The 17,749-nt window shown below is 73.3% G+C and carries 15 protein-coding genes; 2 read left to right on the top strand and 13 right to left on the bottom strand.

Annotated features, from left to right (window positions below):
- Positions 1–6 precede the first annotated feature (6 nt).
- From B5D80_RS09690 to tmk, 5 genes are all read right to left on the bottom strand, one after another.
- Complete coding sequence (locus tag B5D80_RS09690; RefSeq protein ID WP_088643478.1) at positions 7–663, bottom strand: hypothetical protein; 657 nt, start codon at positions 661–663, stop codon at positions 7–9.
- Entirely contained in the window at positions 663–968 is a 306-nt protein-coding gene (locus B5D80_RS09685) for a hypothetical protein (protein WP_088643477.1), read from the bottom strand. The genes B5D80_RS09690 and B5D80_RS09685 overlap by 1 nt, the downstream gene beginning before the upstream one ends.
- A gap of 1 nt (position 969) precedes the next feature.
- A complete protein-coding gene (locus tag B5D80_RS09680) occupies positions 970–1,299 on the bottom strand; it encodes a YbaB/EbfC family nucleoid-associated protein (protein WP_088643476.1) in 330 nt (109 codons plus the stop codon).
- Positions 1,300–1,407: 108 nt separating this feature from the next.
- Positions 1,408–2,700 carry a DNA polymerase III subunit delta' gene (locus B5D80_RS09675; protein WP_088643475.1) on the bottom strand — a complete coding sequence of 431 codons (1,293 nt, stop codon included), beginning with the start codon at positions 2,698–2,700 and terminating at the stop codon, positions 1,408–1,410.
- Complete coding sequence (gene tmk / locus B5D80_RS09670; protein ID WP_425437184.1) at positions 2,700–4,811, bottom strand: dTMP kinase; 2,112 nt, start codon at positions 4,809–4,811, stop codon at positions 2,700–2,702. The genes B5D80_RS09675 and tmk overlap by 1 nt, the downstream gene beginning before the upstream one ends.
- A gap of 277 nt (positions 4,812–5,088) precedes the next feature.
- Between tmk and B5D80_RS09665 the strand changes: the two genes are divergently transcribed.
- Positions 5,089–6,297 (top strand): amino acid deaminase/aldolase, encoded by a 1,209-nt coding sequence (locus tag B5D80_RS09665; protein WP_088643473.1) that lies wholly within the window; start codon positions 5,089–5,091, stop codon positions 6,295–6,297.
- 93 nt (positions 6,298–6,390) lie between these two features.
- Here the strand turns inward: B5D80_RS09665 and B5D80_RS09660 are convergent, their stop codons facing one another.
- Entirely contained in the window at positions 6,391–7,044 is a 654-nt protein-coding gene (locus tag B5D80_RS09660) for a TetR/AcrR family transcriptional regulator (RefSeq protein ID WP_370516982.1), read from the bottom strand.
- 147 nt (positions 7,045–7,191) lie between these two features.
- On the opposite strand from B5D80_RS09660, the gene B5D80_RS09655 reads away from it, so the two are divergent.
- Complete coding sequence (locus B5D80_RS09655) at positions 7,192–8,499, top strand: D-arabinono-1,4-lactone oxidase (RefSeq protein ID WP_088643471.1); 1,308 nt, start codon at positions 7,192–7,194, stop codon at positions 8,497–8,499.
- Positions 8,500–8,585: 86 nt separating this feature from the next.
- Here B5D80_RS09655 and B5D80_RS09650 read toward each other — a convergent pair whose 3' ends face one another.
- From B5D80_RS09650 to B5D80_RS09620, 7 genes are all read right to left on the bottom strand, one after another.
- Complete coding sequence (locus tag B5D80_RS09650) at positions 8,586–9,572, bottom strand: DUF559 domain-containing protein (protein ID WP_245854398.1); 987 nt, start codon at positions 9,570–9,572, stop codon at positions 8,586–8,588.
- 136 nt (positions 9,573–9,708) lie between these two features.
- A complete protein-coding gene (gene topA, locus B5D80_RS09645; protein WP_088643469.1) occupies positions 9,709–12,576 on the bottom strand; it encodes a type I DNA topoisomerase in 2,868 nt (955 codons plus the stop codon).
- Between the two features lie 451 nt (positions 12,577–13,027).
- Positions 13,028–13,630, bottom strand: a complete 603-nt coding sequence (locus B5D80_RS09640) for a hypothetical protein (RefSeq protein ID WP_421485135.1) — start codon at positions 13,628–13,630, stop codon at positions 13,028–13,030.
- Entirely contained in the window at positions 13,621–14,163 is a 543-nt protein-coding gene (locus B5D80_RS09635; protein ID WP_088643468.1) for a hypothetical protein, read from the bottom strand. Before B5D80_RS09635 ends, B5D80_RS09640 begins: the two co-directional genes overlap by 10 nt.
- 106 nt (positions 14,164–14,269) lie before the next feature.
- The gene (locus tag B5D80_RS09630) at positions 14,270–16,630 is read right to left on the bottom strand and encodes a sodium-translocating pyrophosphatase (protein ID WP_088643467.1); all 2,361 of its coding nucleotides are present in this window, start codon (positions 16,628–16,630) and stop codon (positions 14,270–14,272) included.
- Positions 16,631–16,945: 315 nt separating this feature from the next.
- Positions 16,946–17,383, bottom strand: coding sequence for an ATP-binding protein (locus tag B5D80_RS09625; protein ID WP_088643466.1), 438 nt, complete (start codon positions 17,381–17,383; stop codon positions 16,946–16,948).
- Complete coding sequence (locus tag B5D80_RS09620; protein ID WP_088643465.1) at positions 17,380–17,736, bottom strand: STAS domain-containing protein; 357 nt, start codon at positions 17,734–17,736, stop codon at positions 17,380–17,382. Before B5D80_RS09620 ends, B5D80_RS09625 begins: the two co-directional genes overlap by 4 nt.
- Positions 17,737–17,749: the final 13 nt, after the last annotated feature.

Genomic DNA, 17,749 nt, shown 5'->3' with positions numbered 1-17,749 from the left:
GGTCCATCAGCCGATCCGCACCGGGCCGCCGTGGTACGACGGCCCGCCGGTCGGCCGCCAGGTGGACTCGGCGAGGCTGGGCGACCACTGACGCAGCAACGTCTCCGCCCCGTCGTAGGCCACCCCGAGCACCGAGAGCACCCGGGTGGCGATCTCGGCCGCCGCAGCCGCCCCGGCGGGCCCGGCACCCGCCCCGGCGGCCGCCCGGACCCGGACCGCCTCGGTGGAGCCGAGCACCTCGGCCAGCACCCGGGCCACCGCCAACCGGCTGCCCTCCACCCAGTCGGCGAGCGCGTCGGCGTAACCGGCGGTGGACTCCAGCCGGCCCACCAGGCTCTCCGGGCCCTCGTCCAGGTGGCGCAGCAGGGCGGTACGGGCCTCGTCGTAGGACGCACCGGCCGGGCCCGACCAGATGCCCGGGTCGGTGAGGGCGGCGCACGCGTCGTCGTACCCCCGCACGAGACGGCGCACGGCGTGGCCGGCGGTCGCCAGCGGCGCGGGATGCAGGTCGAGGAAGGCGCGCAGGGCCTCCCCCGGCAGCAGTTGCATCCGGCGCAGCAGCGGCCAGACCGGATGCGCCTCGGGCGCACCGGCGGCGAGCAGCGTGTCGACCCGGGCGAGCAGGTCCAGGCCGGGCTCGGCGAGCCGGTCCAGCGGGTCCATCACGCCTCCCCGGCCAGCCGGCGGCGGGCCGCCTCGTCCGTGGACGTGTAGCGGTCGGCGGCGCTGCGGACGGCCGACGCGGCGGCGGCCAGCCGGGCGGCGGCGGCACCCGCCTCGCGGGCCCGCCCGTCGGTCGCGGTCGTCCACTGCCGGTGCAGGGCCCGGCCGACCTCGCCGGGACGGCCGGCGGCGTGCGCGCCGAACGCCGGGTGCGGCGGGTCGGTGGCGGTGACCGTACGGGACAGCGCGGTGAGGGTGGCGCTCGCCTCGTCGAGGCGGTCGGCGAGGGCGCGCAGTGGGTCCATCTCACGCCCCCGCGAGCGGACGGTAGGCGGTGAACGTCTCGTTGTGCAGCTTCTCCCGGGCCCACTGGGCGGCGTCGGCGGCGGCCGTGACGGCGGCCTGCACCGAGCCGGCCACGTCCCGGGGGTGGCGGTTGTGCAGCGGCCCGAGGAAGCGCACGTCGGTGATCCGCCCACCGGCGGTCACCACCACCTCGACCAGCCCGTCGGGCGAACGGACGGTCACCTCGACGGTCTCCACCGCCCGGTCGAACTCGGCCTGGAGGGACTCGATCCGGCGGTACCGCCGCACCGCCTCCTCGATCCACGCCTCGTCGATCTCGCCGCGCGGCATCCGATCTCCCCCCAGGTAGACCTCACCCTGCGTGCCACCACGATCACCGCGGCCCACCGGGACCGTACCGCACCCCGTCAACACGTGTCGATGGGCGGGAATCGGGGGTCAGCCGCGCCAGAGCGAGAGCATCATCGCCTCCACGGCGATGCGGGGTTTGACGTTCGCCTCGATCGCGGCCCGGCACTCCAGCACCGCCTCCAACCGGCGCAGCGCACCCTCCGGGGCCCACTTCTGCCCGCCCGCCTCGGCCAGCGCGGCGGTGTCGGTGTGCACCGGTGCGACCGGCGCGCGCAACGCCGAGGTGAGCGCGTCCCGGTAGAAGCCGGCCAGGTCCACCAGGGCCCGGTCCAGGGCGTCGCGCTGGGCCCGGGTGGCCCGCGACTTCTGCCGCTTCTCCAGGTCCTTGAGCTGGCCGGCGGAGCCCCGCGTCGCGCCCGCCGCGCCCCGGCCGGTGCCGCCCGCGCCCAGCGCGGTCTGCAACGCGGCCCGCTCGGCCGCGTCGGACTCCGCGACCGAGGCCGCCGCCTCCGCCTCGGCCGCCTCGATCAGCGCCGACGCCGCGTCCAGCGCGGTGCCCACCCCGGTCAGCCGGCGCGGCACCGCCAGTACCGCGTCCCGGCGCTGACGCGCCTCGGGGTCGCGGGCCAGCCGCCGGGCCCGCCCCACGTGCCCCTGCGCGGCGGCGGCCGCCCACTGCGCCACGTCGGGCGCGATGCCGTCACGCGCGGCCAGCACCTCGGCGACCGCCGCCGCCGAGGGCTGCCGCAGCGGTACGACCCGACACCGCGACCGGATCGTCACCGACACGTCCTCCGGGTGGGTGGACGGGGCGCAGAGCAGGAAGACCGTCCGCGGTGGCGGCTCCTCGACCGCCTTGAGCAGCGCGTTGCCGGCCGCCTCGGTGAGCCGGTCGGCGTCCTCGATGATCACCACCTGCCAGCGTCCGCCGGACGGGGTGCTCGCCGCCCGCAGCACCAGGGCGCGCATCTCGCCGACGCCGATGGAGAGCCCCTCGGGGGCCACCAGCCGGACGTCGGCGTGCGTGCCGGCGAGCGTGGTGTGGCAGCCGGGGCAGGTGCCGCAGCCGGTGCCGTGCACGCACTGGAGGGCGGCGGCGAAGGCGCGGGCGGCCACCGAACGACCGGAACCGGGCGGGCCGGTGAAGATCCAGGCGTGCGTCATCCCGGCACCCGGGTCGACGGCCGTGGCGGTCCCCCCGTCGGCGGCACCCTCGTCGGCCTCGGCCAGGGCGGCCAGGTCGTCGTCCGAGTCGACGGCGGTGGCGGAGGGTGCCGGGAGGTGCGCGGCGCGCAGCACGGCGGCGGCCGACGCGGCGGCCCGGCGCAGGGTGTCGACCGCGTCGTCCTGGCCGACCAGATCGGCGAAGACGTCCGGCATCAGGTCCGGTGCTCCATCCCCACCAGCTCCGTGTCGGATAACTCGGGCTGGACCGAGGTGTCCGGCCCGTGCGCGGGGCGCGGGTGCACGATGCCGGCCGGGTCCACCAGAAGCTCCTGCACCCGGCGGCCGACCTGGCCGGCGATCTCGTCGACCGGCCGGGCCGCGTCGAGCACCAGGTAACGCTTCGGGTCGTTGGCCGCGAGGTCGAGGAAGGCGTAGCGGACCCGCTCGTGGAACGCCACGGACTCGGCCTCCAGCCGGTCGGCCCCCTGGTTGCGGGCGGCGGCCCGGGACAGGCCGGTGCGCGGGTCGACGTCGAGCAGCACCACCAGGTCGGGCTTGAGCCCACCGGTGGCCCAGGAGGAGAGCCAGGAGACCTCGTCGACCGGCAGCGTACGACCCGCGCCCTGGTAGGCCAGGGACGAGTCGACGTAACGGTCGCTGACCACCACCGCGCCCCGGATCAGGGCGGGGCGGACCACGGTGGCGACGTGGTGGGCCCGGTCGGCGGCGTACAGCAGCGCCTCGGCGCGCGGCGACGGGGCGTCCGCGCCGGAGTCCTCCAGCACCAGGGCCCGGATCCGCTCGCCCACGACCGTGGCGCCCGGCTCCCGGGTCACCACCACGTCCCGGCCCTGCTCGCGCAGGCGGGCGGCGAGCTTCTCCAGCTGGGTGGACTTGCCGGCCCCCTCACCGCCCTCGAAGACCACGAAGAGACCGTTGGAGACGAACGGCTCGGCCGGCATCAGCGGCCGGCCGCGCATCGAGCCCCACAGGTCGGCCAGGACCGGCACGCCCTTCTTGTCGTCCATCTGACCGAACGCGCTGATCCCGGCGAAGATGCCGGCCAGGCCGGCGGCGAGCAGCAGCAGCCGGGTGGAGGAGACCGAGATGCCGAGGTCGGCGATGGTGAGCTGACGCGAGCCGCCGACCCCGACCAGCAGGCTGCTCAGCGCGATCGCCAGGATCAGCACCAGTCGGGTGCCGATCTGCACCACGGCGAAGACCCGGCCGCGTACCTCGTCGGCGACCTCGCCGCCGAGCAGCGTGGTGCCGGCGAGGAAGGCCATGCCGGCGCCCGCGCCGACCATGATCGCGCCGAGGATGGCCATCGACAGGTGGATGGCGAAGGCCAGCACCAGCACGGAGGCGCTGGCCAGCACGATGCTCATGCCGAACCAGCGGCGGCGGGACATGTCCCGCACGATCATCGGGCCGAGCCCGATGCCGACCGCCAGGCCGATGAAGATCGCGCCGAACAGCATGTAGAACGCGGCGTCACCGGCCCCGAGCGAGGCGGCGAAGAACTTGGCGGTGCCGATCACGATGCCGCCACCGGCGAACGCGCCGAAGATGCCCAGCACCAGCCCCCGCACCAGCGGGGTCTGGCCGATGAACTTCCAGCCCTCGGTGAACTGGCTGAACATGCCCTGCTCGGCGCGCTCGCCCCGCTCCCGGGCCTGGGCCTGGCTGATCTCCTTGATGCCGAAGGCCACCACCAGCGCGGTGGCCAGCCGGGAGAGGGCGTTGAACCAGAGGGCGAGCTGGGCGGGCTCGGCCCAGCTCGGCATCTCGCCGCCGGTGACCCCGCGCACGCTGCCGTCCAGCGCCGCCAGGCCGATCGCGGCGGCGACCGGGGTCAGGCCGTACGTGGTGATCAGGGTGAGCTGGTTGGCCGTCTCCAGCCGGGCGCGCGGGATGAGGTTGGGGACCGCGGCCTCCTTGGCCGGAATCCAGAGCAGGGTGATCGACTCGATCAGGAAGGTGGCGATCGCCGCCCAGCCGACCACCACGCCGCCCCGGACGCCGAGCAGCGCGACCAGCGGGATCGAGGCGAACAGCAGAAACCGCAGCAGGTCGCAGATGACCATCGTCCAGCGCCTGTCGAACCGGTCGGCGAGCACGCCGGCCACCGGCCCCAGCACCAGCGCCGGGAGCAGCCGGATCGCGATCACGCCACCGAACGCGGCCCCCTGGGCGGTGCTGCCGGAGACCTGCGCGGCGGCGAAGACGGAGGTGGCGAGCAGGCCGAGCCAGTCACCGAAGGAGGCTGCACCGAGCACGATCCAGAGCCGCCGGAACGGCCGGATGCGCAGCACCGACCGGATCGCCGCCGCGCCGGACCGGTCGGTCTGGGCGGCGGCTGCGGCGGGCCCGGACGACGACGCGCCGGACGACTCGCCGTTCTGCTGGCTTTCGATGGCCGTACCTCCACGCGCCGGCCCAACACTGGGCAGTCCCGGTGCAACACTCTAGACCCGGTGGGAGCCTCCCCACCGGCGACATTCTCCTGCTCGCCGAGCCTAGGCCGCGGATGCCACCGACCGCAGCCCGGTAGGACGTGAGGGTATTTCGCATTGCCGTCCGGACAGTTAGCGTGCATTCGTGGCCATCGACAGCGACACCCTGCGCGAACGCCTCGACAAGGCGACCGCCCACCTCGACCCGCCCTACGCCGTGGTGGACCTCACCGCCTTCGACGCCAACGCCGCCGCGTTGGCCGCCCGCAGCAGCGGCAAGCCGGTCCGCGCCGCCAGCAAGTCGATCCGGTCCCGCGACCTGCTCGACCGGGCGCTCGGCCAGGCCGGCTGGGCCGGCGTGATGGCGTTCACCCTGGCCGAGGCGAACTGGCTGGTCCGCTCCGGCGCGACCGGCGACGCGCTGGTGGCGTACCCCACCGCCGACCGGGGGGCGCTCGCCACCCTGGCCGGCGACCCCCAGCTCGCCGCGGCGGTCACCCTCATGATCGACAGCACCGAGCAGCTCGACCTGATCGACACGGTGTGCGCCCCGGGCCACCGCCCCGAACTGCGGGTCTGCCTCGACCTCGACGCCTCCTGGCGGCCCCTGCGCGGCCGGGTGCACGTCGGGGTGCGCCGCTCACCGGTGCACAGCGCCCGGGCCGCCGGCGCGCTCGCCGCCGCCGTCGCCCGCCGGGCCGGCTTCCGGCTGGTCGGCCTGATGTCGTACGAGGCACAGATCGCCGGGCTCGGGGACGCCCCGCCCGGACAGGCCGCGCTCAGCGCCGCGATCCGGATCGCCCAGCGCGGGTCGTACCGGGAACTGCTGGCCCGACGGGGTGCGGCGGTCGCCGCCGTCCGCGAACACGCCGACCTGGAGTTCGTCAACGGCGGCGGCACCGGCAGCGTGGCCGCCACCAGCGCCGACCCCTCGGTCACCGAGGTCACCGCCGGCTCGGGGCTGTACGGCCCGACGCTGTTCGACGCCTACCGCGCCTGGCGGCCGACCCCGGCGGCGTTCTTCGCCTGCTCGGTGGTCCGCCGGCCGACGCCGGAGATCGCCACCGTGCTCGGCGGCGGCTGGATCGCCTCCGGGCCGGCGGCGACGAGCCGGCTGCCGCGGCCGTGGCTGCCGGCCGGGCTGGAACTGGTCGGCACCGAGGGCGCGGGCGAGGTGCAGACCCCGCTCACCGGTGCCGCCGCGGCCGCCCTGCGGATCGGCGACCGGGTGTGGTTCCGGCACGCCAAGGCCGGCGAACTCTGCGAGCGGGTCAACGATCTGCACCTGGTCGACGGCGACACCGTGGTCGCCACGGTGCCCACCTACCGGGGCGAGGGCCACGCCTTCCTCTGACCCGCCCGTCGTGGCCGGTTCCCGGGCCACCCACGGACGGCACTGAACCGGCTGCGGCCGGTTCCGGGGCGGTTCGTGGGCCCGGCCGGCCGGTCAGGGCTGGGCGGCGGGTTCGGCCGGGGCCTCGACGTGGCGGTGCAGGTACTCCCGGATGAGCGCCTTGGCCTCGGCGAGGACCCGCTCGTCGCCCTCCTGCTTGCGGCGGAACGCCAGCTTGATCAGGGCGTCGGCGGCCTCGACGGCGATCTCCAGGCAGAACCGCAGGCGCGGCTCGTCGGCCATGCCGAACCGCTCGGTGAGCACCCGGGCCAACTGGTCGGCGATCACCCCGTTGTTGTCCCGCTGCTCGTCGAGCAGGTGCAGGTCGACGACGTCGCCGAAGTGCAGGGTCCGGAAGCCCGGGACCGTCCGGTGCATCGAGATGTACTCGTCGATGCCCGCGTCGACGCCGTCCCACCAGTGGGTCAGGTCGTCGGAGGCGAAGCGCTCGTCGAGCCGCTGGAGGTAGGACTCCATCGTGCGCAGCGTCAACGCCTGCACGATCGCCCGCTTGTCCGGGAAGAACTGGTAGACCGACCCGATCGCCACCTCGGCGCGCTCGGCGAGCAACGTGGTGGTCAACCCCTCGTACCCCACCTCGTCGACGAGCTCGGCACAGGCGTCCAACATCCGTTGGACGCGCGCGACACTTCGACCCTGCACCGGAACGCGGCGCAGCGGCCCGGTCGTGGCGGCTGGTGTGGACACTCGACGCCACCCCCCTTCGACGGAAGAACATATCCACATGTCACGAGGCCGTGACTACCGGTACAACGAGCGGGCCTCGATTGCGGTATTTACCAGGCACAACGTTCCTGATATGAAGTCAGTTCACGTTCATGTCGAGGAGCGCCGATGGCCGGTACCACCACCGCTTGGTCCAACTGGGCGGGCAACCAACGCAGCGTCGCCACCGCCATCCTGCGCCCTACCACCGTCGAGGACATAGCCGAGGCGGTCCTGGACGCGGCGGGCGCGGGTGAGCGGATCAGGGTGGTCGGCAGCGGTCACTCGTTCACCCCCATCGCCCTGGCCGACGGCCGGCGGATGGAATTGTCCGCCCTCGACACCGGCGTCCGGGTCGACCGGGACGCCCGGCTGGTCACCGTGCCCGCCGGGACGACCCTGCGGGCGCTCAACGCGCTGCTCGCCGGGCACGGCCTGGCCATGCCCAACCTGGGCGACATCGACGCGCAGACCATCGCCGGGGCGATCTCCACCGGCACCCACGGCACCGGTGCCGCGTACGGCTGCCTGTCCACCTTCGTCGAGGCGCTCACCCTGGTCACCGGCACCGGCGAGGTGCTGCACTGCTCGGCCGAGGAACACCCGGACATCTTCGCCGCCGCCCGGGTCGGCCTGGGGGCGCTCGGCGTGCTCGTCGAGGTCACCCTGCGCTGCGTCGACGCGTTCACCCTGCGCGCGCACGAACGCCCCGCCCCGCTCGACGAGGTGCTGGGCGACCTGTCCGGCCTCATCGGCCGGCACGACCACGTCGAGTTCTACTGGTTCCCGTACACCGACCGGGTGCAGCTCAAGACCAACGACCGGGTGCCCGCCGACGACCGGCCGCTGCCCCGCTGGCGGGGCTGGCTGGACGACGACTTCCTGGCCAACACCGTCTTCGCCGGGGCCTGCCGGCTGGGTCGGGCCGTACCGACGCTGGTGCCCACGATCAGCGCGGTGTCCGCCCGCGCGCTCACCGAACGCACCTACACCGGCCGCTCCGACACGGTCTTCTGCACCCCGCGCCGGGTCCGCTTCGTGGAGATGGAGTACGGCATCCCGCGCGCCGCCCTGCCGCAGGCGCTGGCGGAACTGCGCCGCCTCGTCGACCGGCTGCCGTTCAAGGTGCTCTTCCCCGTCGAGGTGCGGTTCACCGCCGCCGACGACATCTGGCTGTCCCACGGCTACGGCCGCGACTCCGCCTACCTCGCCGTCCACCAGTACGTCGGGATGCCCTACGAGCCGTACTTCCGGGCCTTCGAGGAGGTCGCTGCCGGGCTGGGCGGCCGACCCCACTGGGGCAAGCTGCACTACCGGGACGCCGCCTCCCTGGCGACCGCGTACCCGAGGTTCGCCGACTTCCAGGATCTGCGGGCCCGCCTCGACCCCGGCCGGGTCCTCACCAACCCCCACCTCGACCACATCCTCGGCCCCTGACCCGCCCCGCGACGATCTTGGAGAGAAACGGCCCCTGCGGGGGCACTTTCCCTCCAATATCTGGGGGACGCACGGGGGAGGGCCGGTCAGCCGGGCCAGCCGGCCGCGCGCAGGGCGGCACGGAGTTGGGCGACGACCTCGTCGGGGCGGGCCCGCAACGCCCAGGCCGGAAAGCGGAGCACCCGGTCTCCTTCGATCCAGAGAGAGTTCTGCCGTCGCATGTCCGCCCAGGCGTGGGCCGGGTCGAGATGCTGCCCTCCGTCTATCTCCACGTGCACCCGCCACGGGGCGAAGTACGCGTCGAGGTAGCGGCGTCGGCCGGCCGGGTCGTACCGGACCTGTTGCCGGGTCGGAGCCGGCAGGCCGGCCCGGCGGGTCAGGTCGAGGAAGTCCAACTCACCGAGTGAGTGGGAGCCGCCTGCGGCATCGGTGACGGTCGCGGTCACCAGTGCCCGGCGGCGCAGGCGCGGCAGCCGGGCCAGCACCTCGTGTACCTCCCCGCCCGTCACCAGGCGCTGCTGGAAGGCCGCCGCGACGATGGCGCGCGCCTCGTCGTCACCTGCCGCCCACTGGGCCGCGTCGACGACCGACCGCGCCGGCCTGGTACGGGGAGGCTGCCCGACGGCGAGCACGTCCTGCGGGGGCAGGAGGCTTGTCCGGTGTACGCGTACCCCCGGCGGCAGCACGTCGCGGCGGGACGACGCGGGGAGCAACAGGTCGACCGGGCGGGCCCGGAAGCCGCGCAGACCACCGGCCTGGGCCGCGCTGAGGCCACCCAGCACGGCGTGCGGCCCGGCGGCCAGCACGGCGATCCAACGGAACTGTCCGGCGTCTACGGGACCGTTGTGCGTCACGAACACCGCCCGGTGGACCTGCCGCCACCGTCCCGTCTCCACCCGGTGCCGGATCGCCTTGCGGGACAGGTACCGGGATGCCTGGGCCAGGCTGATCACGTCCTCCTGTCGGAAGCGCAGCCAGGTCAACTCGTCCGCGTCGTCGGCGGGAAGCGCCCGCCGGAGCCCCGCACCCGCCCGTACCCGTGGACCGGACCCCGTACCCCTTCGAACCGTCACCCCCGCACACTGCCCACCCGCACCCGTCGCGCGCAGCCCCTGTGGACAACGGGTAGATCTTGGAGGGAATCGGCCCCCGGAGGGGCCATTCCCCTCCAAGATCCACCGGATCGAGCCGGCGGGGCCGGTGGACGGGTTACTCGGCGGCGGTGGTGGCCTTGCGGGGGGCGGCCTTCTTGGCGGGGGCCTTCTTCGCCGTGGTCGCCTTGGCGGCGGTGCCGGTCTTGGCGGTGGCGGTCCGCTTGGTGGCGGTGGACTTCGCGGCGGCGGTCTTCTTCGCCGCGGTGGCCTTCGTCGCCGTGGCCTTCTTGGCGGTCGCCTTCTTGGCCGGGGCCTTCTTCGCCGCCTTCTTCGGGGCCGGGCCCTTCGCCCGCTTCTCGGCCAGCATCTCCGACGCCTGCTCGATGGTCAGCTCCTCCGGGGTCTGCCCGCGCCGCAGCGACGCGTTGAACTCCCCGTCGGTCACGTACGGCCCGAACCGGCCGTCCTTGATCACCAGTGGCTTCTCGGTCAGCGGGTCGACGCCCATCTCGCGCAGCGGGGGCGCGGCGGCCCGACGCTGACGGGTCTTCGGGGCGGCCAGCAGGGCCAGCGCCTCGTCGAGGGTGACGGTGAACATCTTGTCTTCCGAGTCCAGCGAGCGGAACTCGTCACCGCGCTTGACGTACGGGCCGTAGCGGCCGTTGTTGGCGACGACCTCCGCGCCGTCCGGGGCGACCCCGATCACCCGGGGCAGGCTGAGCAGCTTCAACGCCTCGTCGAGGGTGAGCGAGTCCGGGGTCTGCGTCCGCAGCAGCGACGACTTGCGCTCGCCGCTGGCGACGTACGGGCCGAACCGGCCGGACTTGAGCACGATCGGCTCCCCGGTGGCCGGGTCGTCGCCGAGCTTGCGCTCGCCGCCGCCGCCGAGGAACAGCTCGTGCACCTTCTCCGGGGTCAGCTCGTCGGGGGCCAGCCCCTCCGGGATCGGCGCCCGGTCACCCTGGCTACCGCCTTCCTCGCCGTCGGCCTTCGGTGCCGGCTGCTCGCCGGGCAGGGCCCGTTGCAGGTACGGCCCGAACCGGCCGACCCGGACGACGACCTCGCGCCCCTCGTCGTCGGTGTGCAGCGGGATCGAGTTGACGCTGCGCGCGTCGATCTCGCTGAGGTTCTCGGTGACCAGCTTCTTCAACCCGCCCGCGTGGGCGATGGCCTGGTCGCCGGTGCCGTTGCTGCTGCCGAAGTAGAACGCGGTGAGGAAGTCGACGGCGGCGTGGTCGCCCCCGGCGATCTCGTCCAGCTCGTTTTCCATGCTGGCGGTGAAGTCGTAGTCGATCAGGCGCGGGTAGTGCCGTTCCATCAGCCCGATCACCGCGAACGCCAGGAACGTCGGGATCATCGCCTGGCCGCGCTTGGTGACGTAGCCCCGGTCCTGGATCGTCTGCATGATCGACGCGTACGTCGACGGGCGGCCGATGCCCAGTTCCTCAAGCGCCTTGACCAGCGACGCCTCGGTGTAGCGCGACGGCGGCTGGGTGTGGTGGCCCTGCGCGGCCAGCTCGTCGGCGGTCAACGGCTGGTCCTTGACCAGGGTGGGCAGCCGACGCTCGGCGTCCTCCGCCTCGGCGTTCTCGTCGTCGCTGGACTCGACGTACGCACGCAGGAAACCCGGGTCGGTGATGGTCTTGCCGGTGGCGCCGAAGTCGGCCTCCTCCTGCGCGACGGAGACCGCCCGGATGCGCACCGACACGCTGGAGCCGACCGCGTCGGTCATCTGCGAGGCGATGGTGCGCCGCCAGATCAGCTCGTAGAGCTTGAACTCCTCGCCGGACAGCTCCTTGGCCACGTCGCCGGGGGTGCGGAAGTTGTCGCCCGCCGGGCGGATCGCCTCGTGCGCCTCCTGCGCGTTCTTCACCTTGCCGGTGTAGCGACGCGGCTCCGGCGGCACGCTGCGCTCGCCGTACAGCTCGACGATCTGCCGGCGGGCCGCCGCGATGGCCGTCTCGGAGAGGTTCACCGAGTCGGTACGCATGTAGGTGATGTAGCCGTTCTCGTAGAGCCGCTGCGCGGTGCGCATCGTCTGCTGCGACGAGAACCGCAGCTTGCGGGCCGCCTCCTGCTGGAGGGTGGAGGTGATGAACGGCGCATAGGGGCGGCGGCGGTAGGGCTTCTCCTCGACCCGGGTGACGGTGAACGGCCGCCCGTCGAGGCGGGCCGCCAGGCCCCGCGCGCCGCTCTCGTCGAGGTGCACCACGCCCGCGCCGGGCCGCACCCGGCCGGTGGTCGGCTCGAAGTCCTTGCCGGTGGCGACCCGGTCACCGTTGAGCGCGACCAGGGTGGCGTTGAAGTTGCGCGGGCCCTCGCCCGCGTCCACCACCGCGAGGGTGGCGAGGATGTCCCAGTACTCCGCGGTGCGGAAGGCCATCCGCTGGCGTTCCCGCTCGACCACGATCCGGGTCGCCACGGACTGCACCCGGCCCGCCGAGAGCCTCGGCATGACCTTCTTCCACAGCACCGGGGAGACCTCGTAGCCGTAGAGCCGGTCGAGGATGCGGCGGGCCTCCTGGGCGTCGACCAGATCCCGGTCGATCTCGCGGGGGTTCGCCACCGCCGCCTGGATGGCCGGCTTGGTGATCTCGTGGAAGACCATCCGCTTGACCGGCACCTTGGGCTTGAGGGTCTCCACCAGGTGCCAGGCGATCGCCTCGCCCTCGCGGTCCTCGTCCGTGGCCAGGAAGATCTCGTCGACCTCCTTGGCCAGCTTCACCAGCTTGCTGATCTGCTGCTTGCGGTCGGCCGAGACCACGTAGAGGGCATGGAAGCCGTTGTCGACGTCCACCCCCAGCCGGGCCCACGACTCACCCTTGTACTTGGCCGGCACGTCGGCGGCGTTGCGGGGCAGGTCCCGGACGTGGCCGAAGCTGGCCTCCACGACGTACCCCGGGCCGAGGTAGCCCGAGATCGTCTTGGCCTTCGCCGGAGACTCGACGATGACCAGACGGGTGGTTCCAGCTCTGCTCGGCACGTCTCTCCCCGACCTCGCTCCTGCTCCAGGCCCGTTTCGGGCCGTGTTGCGCCCGCCGGACCACCGTCGGTCCGGATGTCCAACGTAACGCGCCGCCCTGGTTCCGGGCCCCGGGGGCGGCAAACAGGGTCCGCGCGGCGGCACCGCCGGCGCCGCGCGGCCTCAGTGACCGGACGGCGCCACCGTACACCGTGGGTAGGCCCCGAAGTGGGCCACGGTGACGACGCCGGCCCTCCGACCTGGGCGAACCCGGGTGTTCACGGAGTGAGACGACCAGCATACTGTCCGCGATTCCACCCTTGATCGGGCACCTGGCCCATCTCGGCTGATCGACTCCAGTGGGCCGATGTGGCGGCATCCGGTCGCTCCGACACCGCACAGCCCCCGTTGCGTCGATAGCCGCCCGAGCCACGGGTCGCGGCGGGCGGCGGACCCGGACGGGGCGGGGCGGTCACGGCCAGAGGTCGGCGGGGGCGGCCGGCGGGCGGTCGCCGACCAGTTCGGCCAGCCGGGCCAGCCGTCGCCCACCGATCCGGTACGCCGGGCCGCCCGCCTCCGGCTCCAGCAGCGCCGCCGGCAGGCCCACCACGGCGAGCGCCGCCCGCACCACCGGCCACCACGGCTCGTCCCGCCGGTCGAGGCGCAGCAGCAGCCCGGCGTCGTCGGCGGCCCCGGCGGCGGCCAGCCACAGCCGCAGCCGCCGGCCGTGCAGGTGGAACCGGGGTGGTGGCCGCTTGACCCCACCGGCCAACCAGGCCGTCGCCAACGGCGCCAGCGTGGTCAGGTACGGGGTACGCACGACGTAGCGCTGCTCCCCGGTCGACTCCCAGCCCGCCGCGAGCCCCCGCCGGGCCAGCTCGTCGACGAGCACGTGCACGCGCCAGGCCGCGTCCACCCCGACGGACAACCGGGCGGTACGGCCCATCCGGTGCACCTCCCCCGGGCCGGCGAGCAGCCCGGCCAGGTCGGCGACGGACGGATCGGCCGCCTCGGTGCCGAACAGCGACAGCTGACGCCCCGGTTCCCCGGGCGGGTCGGCACGCCTCAGCGACACTCCGGAACCTCGTCGAAGGCCTGTTTGAGCTCTGTCGAGTTGAGCCGCCCGGTGTCCAGCGCGCTCGCGTCGTACTCCTGGTTGAGCGTGTCCACCGCGGCCTGGACGCCGTCGTAGAAGGCGGCGGCCCGCGTGGTGTCCAGGGCGTCGATGGTGTCCCCGGCGCGGCCGTAGGCGTCCCTGATCTTCGCCAGGGAGGTGCGGAACCCCTTCGACACCTCGTCACCGTGGTCGGTCTCCGGGATGCCCGCGTCGGCGATCCGGCGGCGGGCCGTCTCGCTCGCCTGTTCGGCGCCGCCGAAGAGCCGCACCAGGTTCTCCTTCGCCTGCGCCGGGGTGGTCTGCGCGGTCATCTGCTGGTGGGTGCTGCTGGTGAGCTTGCTGATCTCGGCCCGCCACGGGGTGAGCGCCTCGCAGACCGACGCCGCCCAGGCCCGGGGGCCGGGCCCGCCGCCGCATCCGGCCACGACGAGTACGACCGTGACGAGGACCACCGTGAGCTTCCCGGCGTCACCCGCCCGACACGTACGCATGCGTTGCAGCGTACGGCCTCCGGGCGATTGCGCCAGAGGTCAGGTTTCGGGTGCGCCGCCCGGCGCGGCGGGCCCCCGTGGGACCGGGGACCCGCTGCGTCGTGACTCAGGCGTTGGCGGCTTCGACCCGCTTCGGGTCGTTGCCCGTGCCGGTGCCGCCACCGTCCGGGGTGGAGTCCATGGCGACGCCCTTGCGCTTGCTGAACACCACCGCCGCGACCACGATCAGGGTGGCGACCACCGCGATCGTCAGGCGCAGCGGGGTGTTCCGGTCGTCGCCGACGCTCCAGGCCACCACGGCGGGCGCGATCAGCAGCGAGACCAGGTTCATCACCTTGATCAGCGGGTTGATCGCCGGGCCGGCGGTGTCCTTGAACGGGTCGCCGACGGTGTCGCCGATAACCGTCGCCGAGTGCGACTCGGAGCCCTTGCCGCCGTAGGAGCCGTCCTCGACGAGCTTCTTGGCGTTGTCCCACGCGCCACCGGAGTTGGACAGGAAGACCGCCATCAGGGTGCCCGCCCCGATCGCCCCGGCCAGGTAGGAGGCCAGCGCGCCGGGGCCGAGGCCGAAGCCGACCGCGATCGGGGCGAGGATGGCCAGCAGGCCGGGGGTCATCAGCTCGCGCTGCGCGTCCCGGGTGCAGATGTCGACGACCTTGCCGTACTCGGGGCGCTGGGTGCGGTCCATGATGCCGGGCAGCTCACGGAACTGCCGGCGGACCTCCATCACCACCGCGCCGGCCGAGCGGGACACCGCGTTGATGGCCAGCCCGGAGAAGAGGAAGACCACCGCCGCGCCGATGATCAGGCCGACCAGGTTGCGCGGGTTGGCGACGTTGAGCGCGTTGAGGATCTCGCTGCCGACGTCCCCGACACCCGCGTCGGAGTACGCGGTGCGCAGCGTGTCGGTGTACGAGCCGAACAGCGCGGTGGCCGCGAGCACGGCGGTGGCGATCGCGATGCCCTTGGTGATCGCCTTGGTGGTGTTGCCGACCGCGTCCAGTTCGGTGAGGATCCGCGCGCCGTTCTCGTCGATGTCGCCGGACATCTCGGCCACGCCCTGCGCGTTGTCGGAGATCGGGCCGAAGGTGTCCATCGCGACGATCACGCCGACGGTGGTGAGCAGGCCGGTGCCGGCCAGCGCGACCGCGAACAGCGACAGGGTGATGGAGCTGCCGCCGAGCAGGAACGCGCCGAAGACGCCGGCACCGATCAGCAGGGCCGAGTAGACCGCCGACTCCAGGCCGACGCTGATGCCGGCGAGGATGACGGTGGCCGGGCCGGTCTGCGAGCTCTTGCCGATGTCCTGCACCGGACGCCTGTTGGTCTCGGTGAAGTAGCCGGTCAGCGCCTGGATGGCGGCGGCCAGCACGATGCCGATGACGACCGCGCCGATGGCGACCACGCGGGGGTTCTGGTCGACGTCGGTGAGCCCGCCCTCCAGCTCGCCGAAGCTGGCCGGGAGGTAGAGGAAGGCGGCGACCGCGACGAGCACCGCGGAGAGCACCGCGGAGAGGTAGAACGCCCGGTTGATGGCGGTCAGGCCGTTGCGGTCGGAGGTGCGCAGCCGGGTGATGAAGACCCCGACGATGGCGATCAGCACCCCGATGGTGGAGATGATCAGCGGGAAGACCAGGCCGTCCTCACCGAACGCGGCGCGGCCGAGGATCAGCGCGGCGACCAGCGTCACCGCGTACGACTCGAAGAGGTCGGCGGCCATGCCGGCGCAGTCGCCGACGTTGTCGCCCACGTTGTCGGCGATGGTGGCGGCGTTGCGCGGGTCGTCCTCGGGGATGCCCTGCTCGACCTTGCCGACCAGGTCGGCGCCGACGTCGGCGGCCTTGGTGAAGATGCCGCCGCCGACCCGCATGAACATGGCGAGCAGGGCGGCACCGAAGCCGAAGCCTTCCAGCACGGTCGGCGCGTCGCCCTTGAACAGCATGACGACCAGCGCCGCGCCGAACAGGCCGAGGCCGACGGTGAGGAAGCCGACCACGCCGCCGGTACGGAAGGCGATCTTCATGGCGGCTTCCCGGCCGCCGGCCGCCTCCCGGGCCGCGGCGGCGACCCGCAGGTTGGCCCGGGTGGCCAGCCACATCCCGGCCCCGCCGATGAACGCGCTGAACAGGGCGCCGACCACGAAGAACGCGGACCGGCCGATCTTCACCGCCAGTTCGCTGCCGTCGGTGTCGTGCACCGGCAGCAGGAAGAGCAGCACGACGGCGACGACCACGAAGATCGCCAACGTCCTGAACTGCCGGAGCAGATAGGCGGAGGCGCCCTCCTGCACCGCGCCGGAGATCTCCTGCATGTTGGTGGTGCCCTTACCGGCTGCCAGCACGGCCTTGGTCAAGGCGGCGGCGAAGACGAGTGCCACCAGCGCGATGACCGCGGCGATGACGACGTACGTCACGTTCTCTCCGGTGAGGGACAGCGCGCCGCCTTCGGCGGCCAAGGTCCCGGACATCTATGTCCTCCTGTACCGAACACTGTCGCGCCGGCCAGTGGACGTATGACCGACGCCTGGATGCGGTGGCGCACGTGCTCCGACCCGCCCCGACGGAAGATGATCAACATCCATATCCGCTGGCTGCGGGAACGATCACGTACTGACAACCAACAGACTGTAGCCCCGGCCAGTGTTGGAGGTCACACCTGGGGGACACCGTGTCCGGATGATCTCCGTAACTGTGTTATGAGGAAAAATCTGATATAGGAGGCCATCAACACTACGAGGCCGCGCCCCACCAGGGGTCACGGCCTCGCATACGCACAGTGAGGATCAGCGGCCGACCGGCCACACCATCCGGACCTCGGTCCCGACCCCCTCGGCCACCGGCCGCACCTGGAGGTCCTCCACGAAACCGGCGAGCAGCGCGAAGCCCACGCCGGTGGTCAGCGCCTCGTCGGTCAACGCCTCGTTGGCCAACTCGTCGGCGTTCAACGCGGCCAGGCCCAGCCCCGCCTCGATCGGCGCCCGGTCCACCACCCGCACCGAATACGCTCCGGAGTCGGACATCTCCACGAGCACCGGGTCCGGCAACCCGTACTGGTGGTGCAGGGCGACCGCCCGGGTGCACGCCTCACCGATCGCCAGCCGCACCTCGTCGAGCAGGTCCTCCCGGACCCCGGCCCGACGGGCCACCGCCACACCGACCAGGCGGGCGGTACGCACGTGCACCGGCGCCGGCGAGAAGGAGAGCCGGACCGTCGCCATCACGCGCCGGAGACGGTGGGGTCGGCGGCGATCGCCGCGTCCACCGTCGGGTGCAGGGGGAAGACCTGGTCCAGGGCGGTGATCCGGAAGATCTTCAGCAGCGGCTCCTTGTCGCAGACCAGGGCGAACGAACCCCCGGCCGACCGCAGCCGCTTCAGGGCCCCGACCAGCACACCCAGGCCCGTGGAGTCGAGGAAGTCCACCCGCCCCAGGTCGACGACCACCCGCCGGGCACCGCCGTCGATCAACTCCAGGAGCCGTTCGCGCAGTCGGGGTGCGGTGTAGACGTCCACCTCACCGCCGACCTCGAGCACCGTGTGCTCCCCCACGGTGCGGGTCGCCAGCGACAGCTCCATCAGTCCTCCTCCG

The organism is Micromonospora wenchangensis, assembly GCF_002210435.1.
GTDB classification, from domain to species: Bacteria; Actinomycetota; Actinomycetes; order Mycobacteriales; family Micromonosporaceae; genus Micromonospora; species Micromonospora wenchangensis.
The sequence above is the reverse complement of the archived record's forward strand: the minus strand, read 5'-3'. Positions and strand labels throughout refer to the sequence as shown.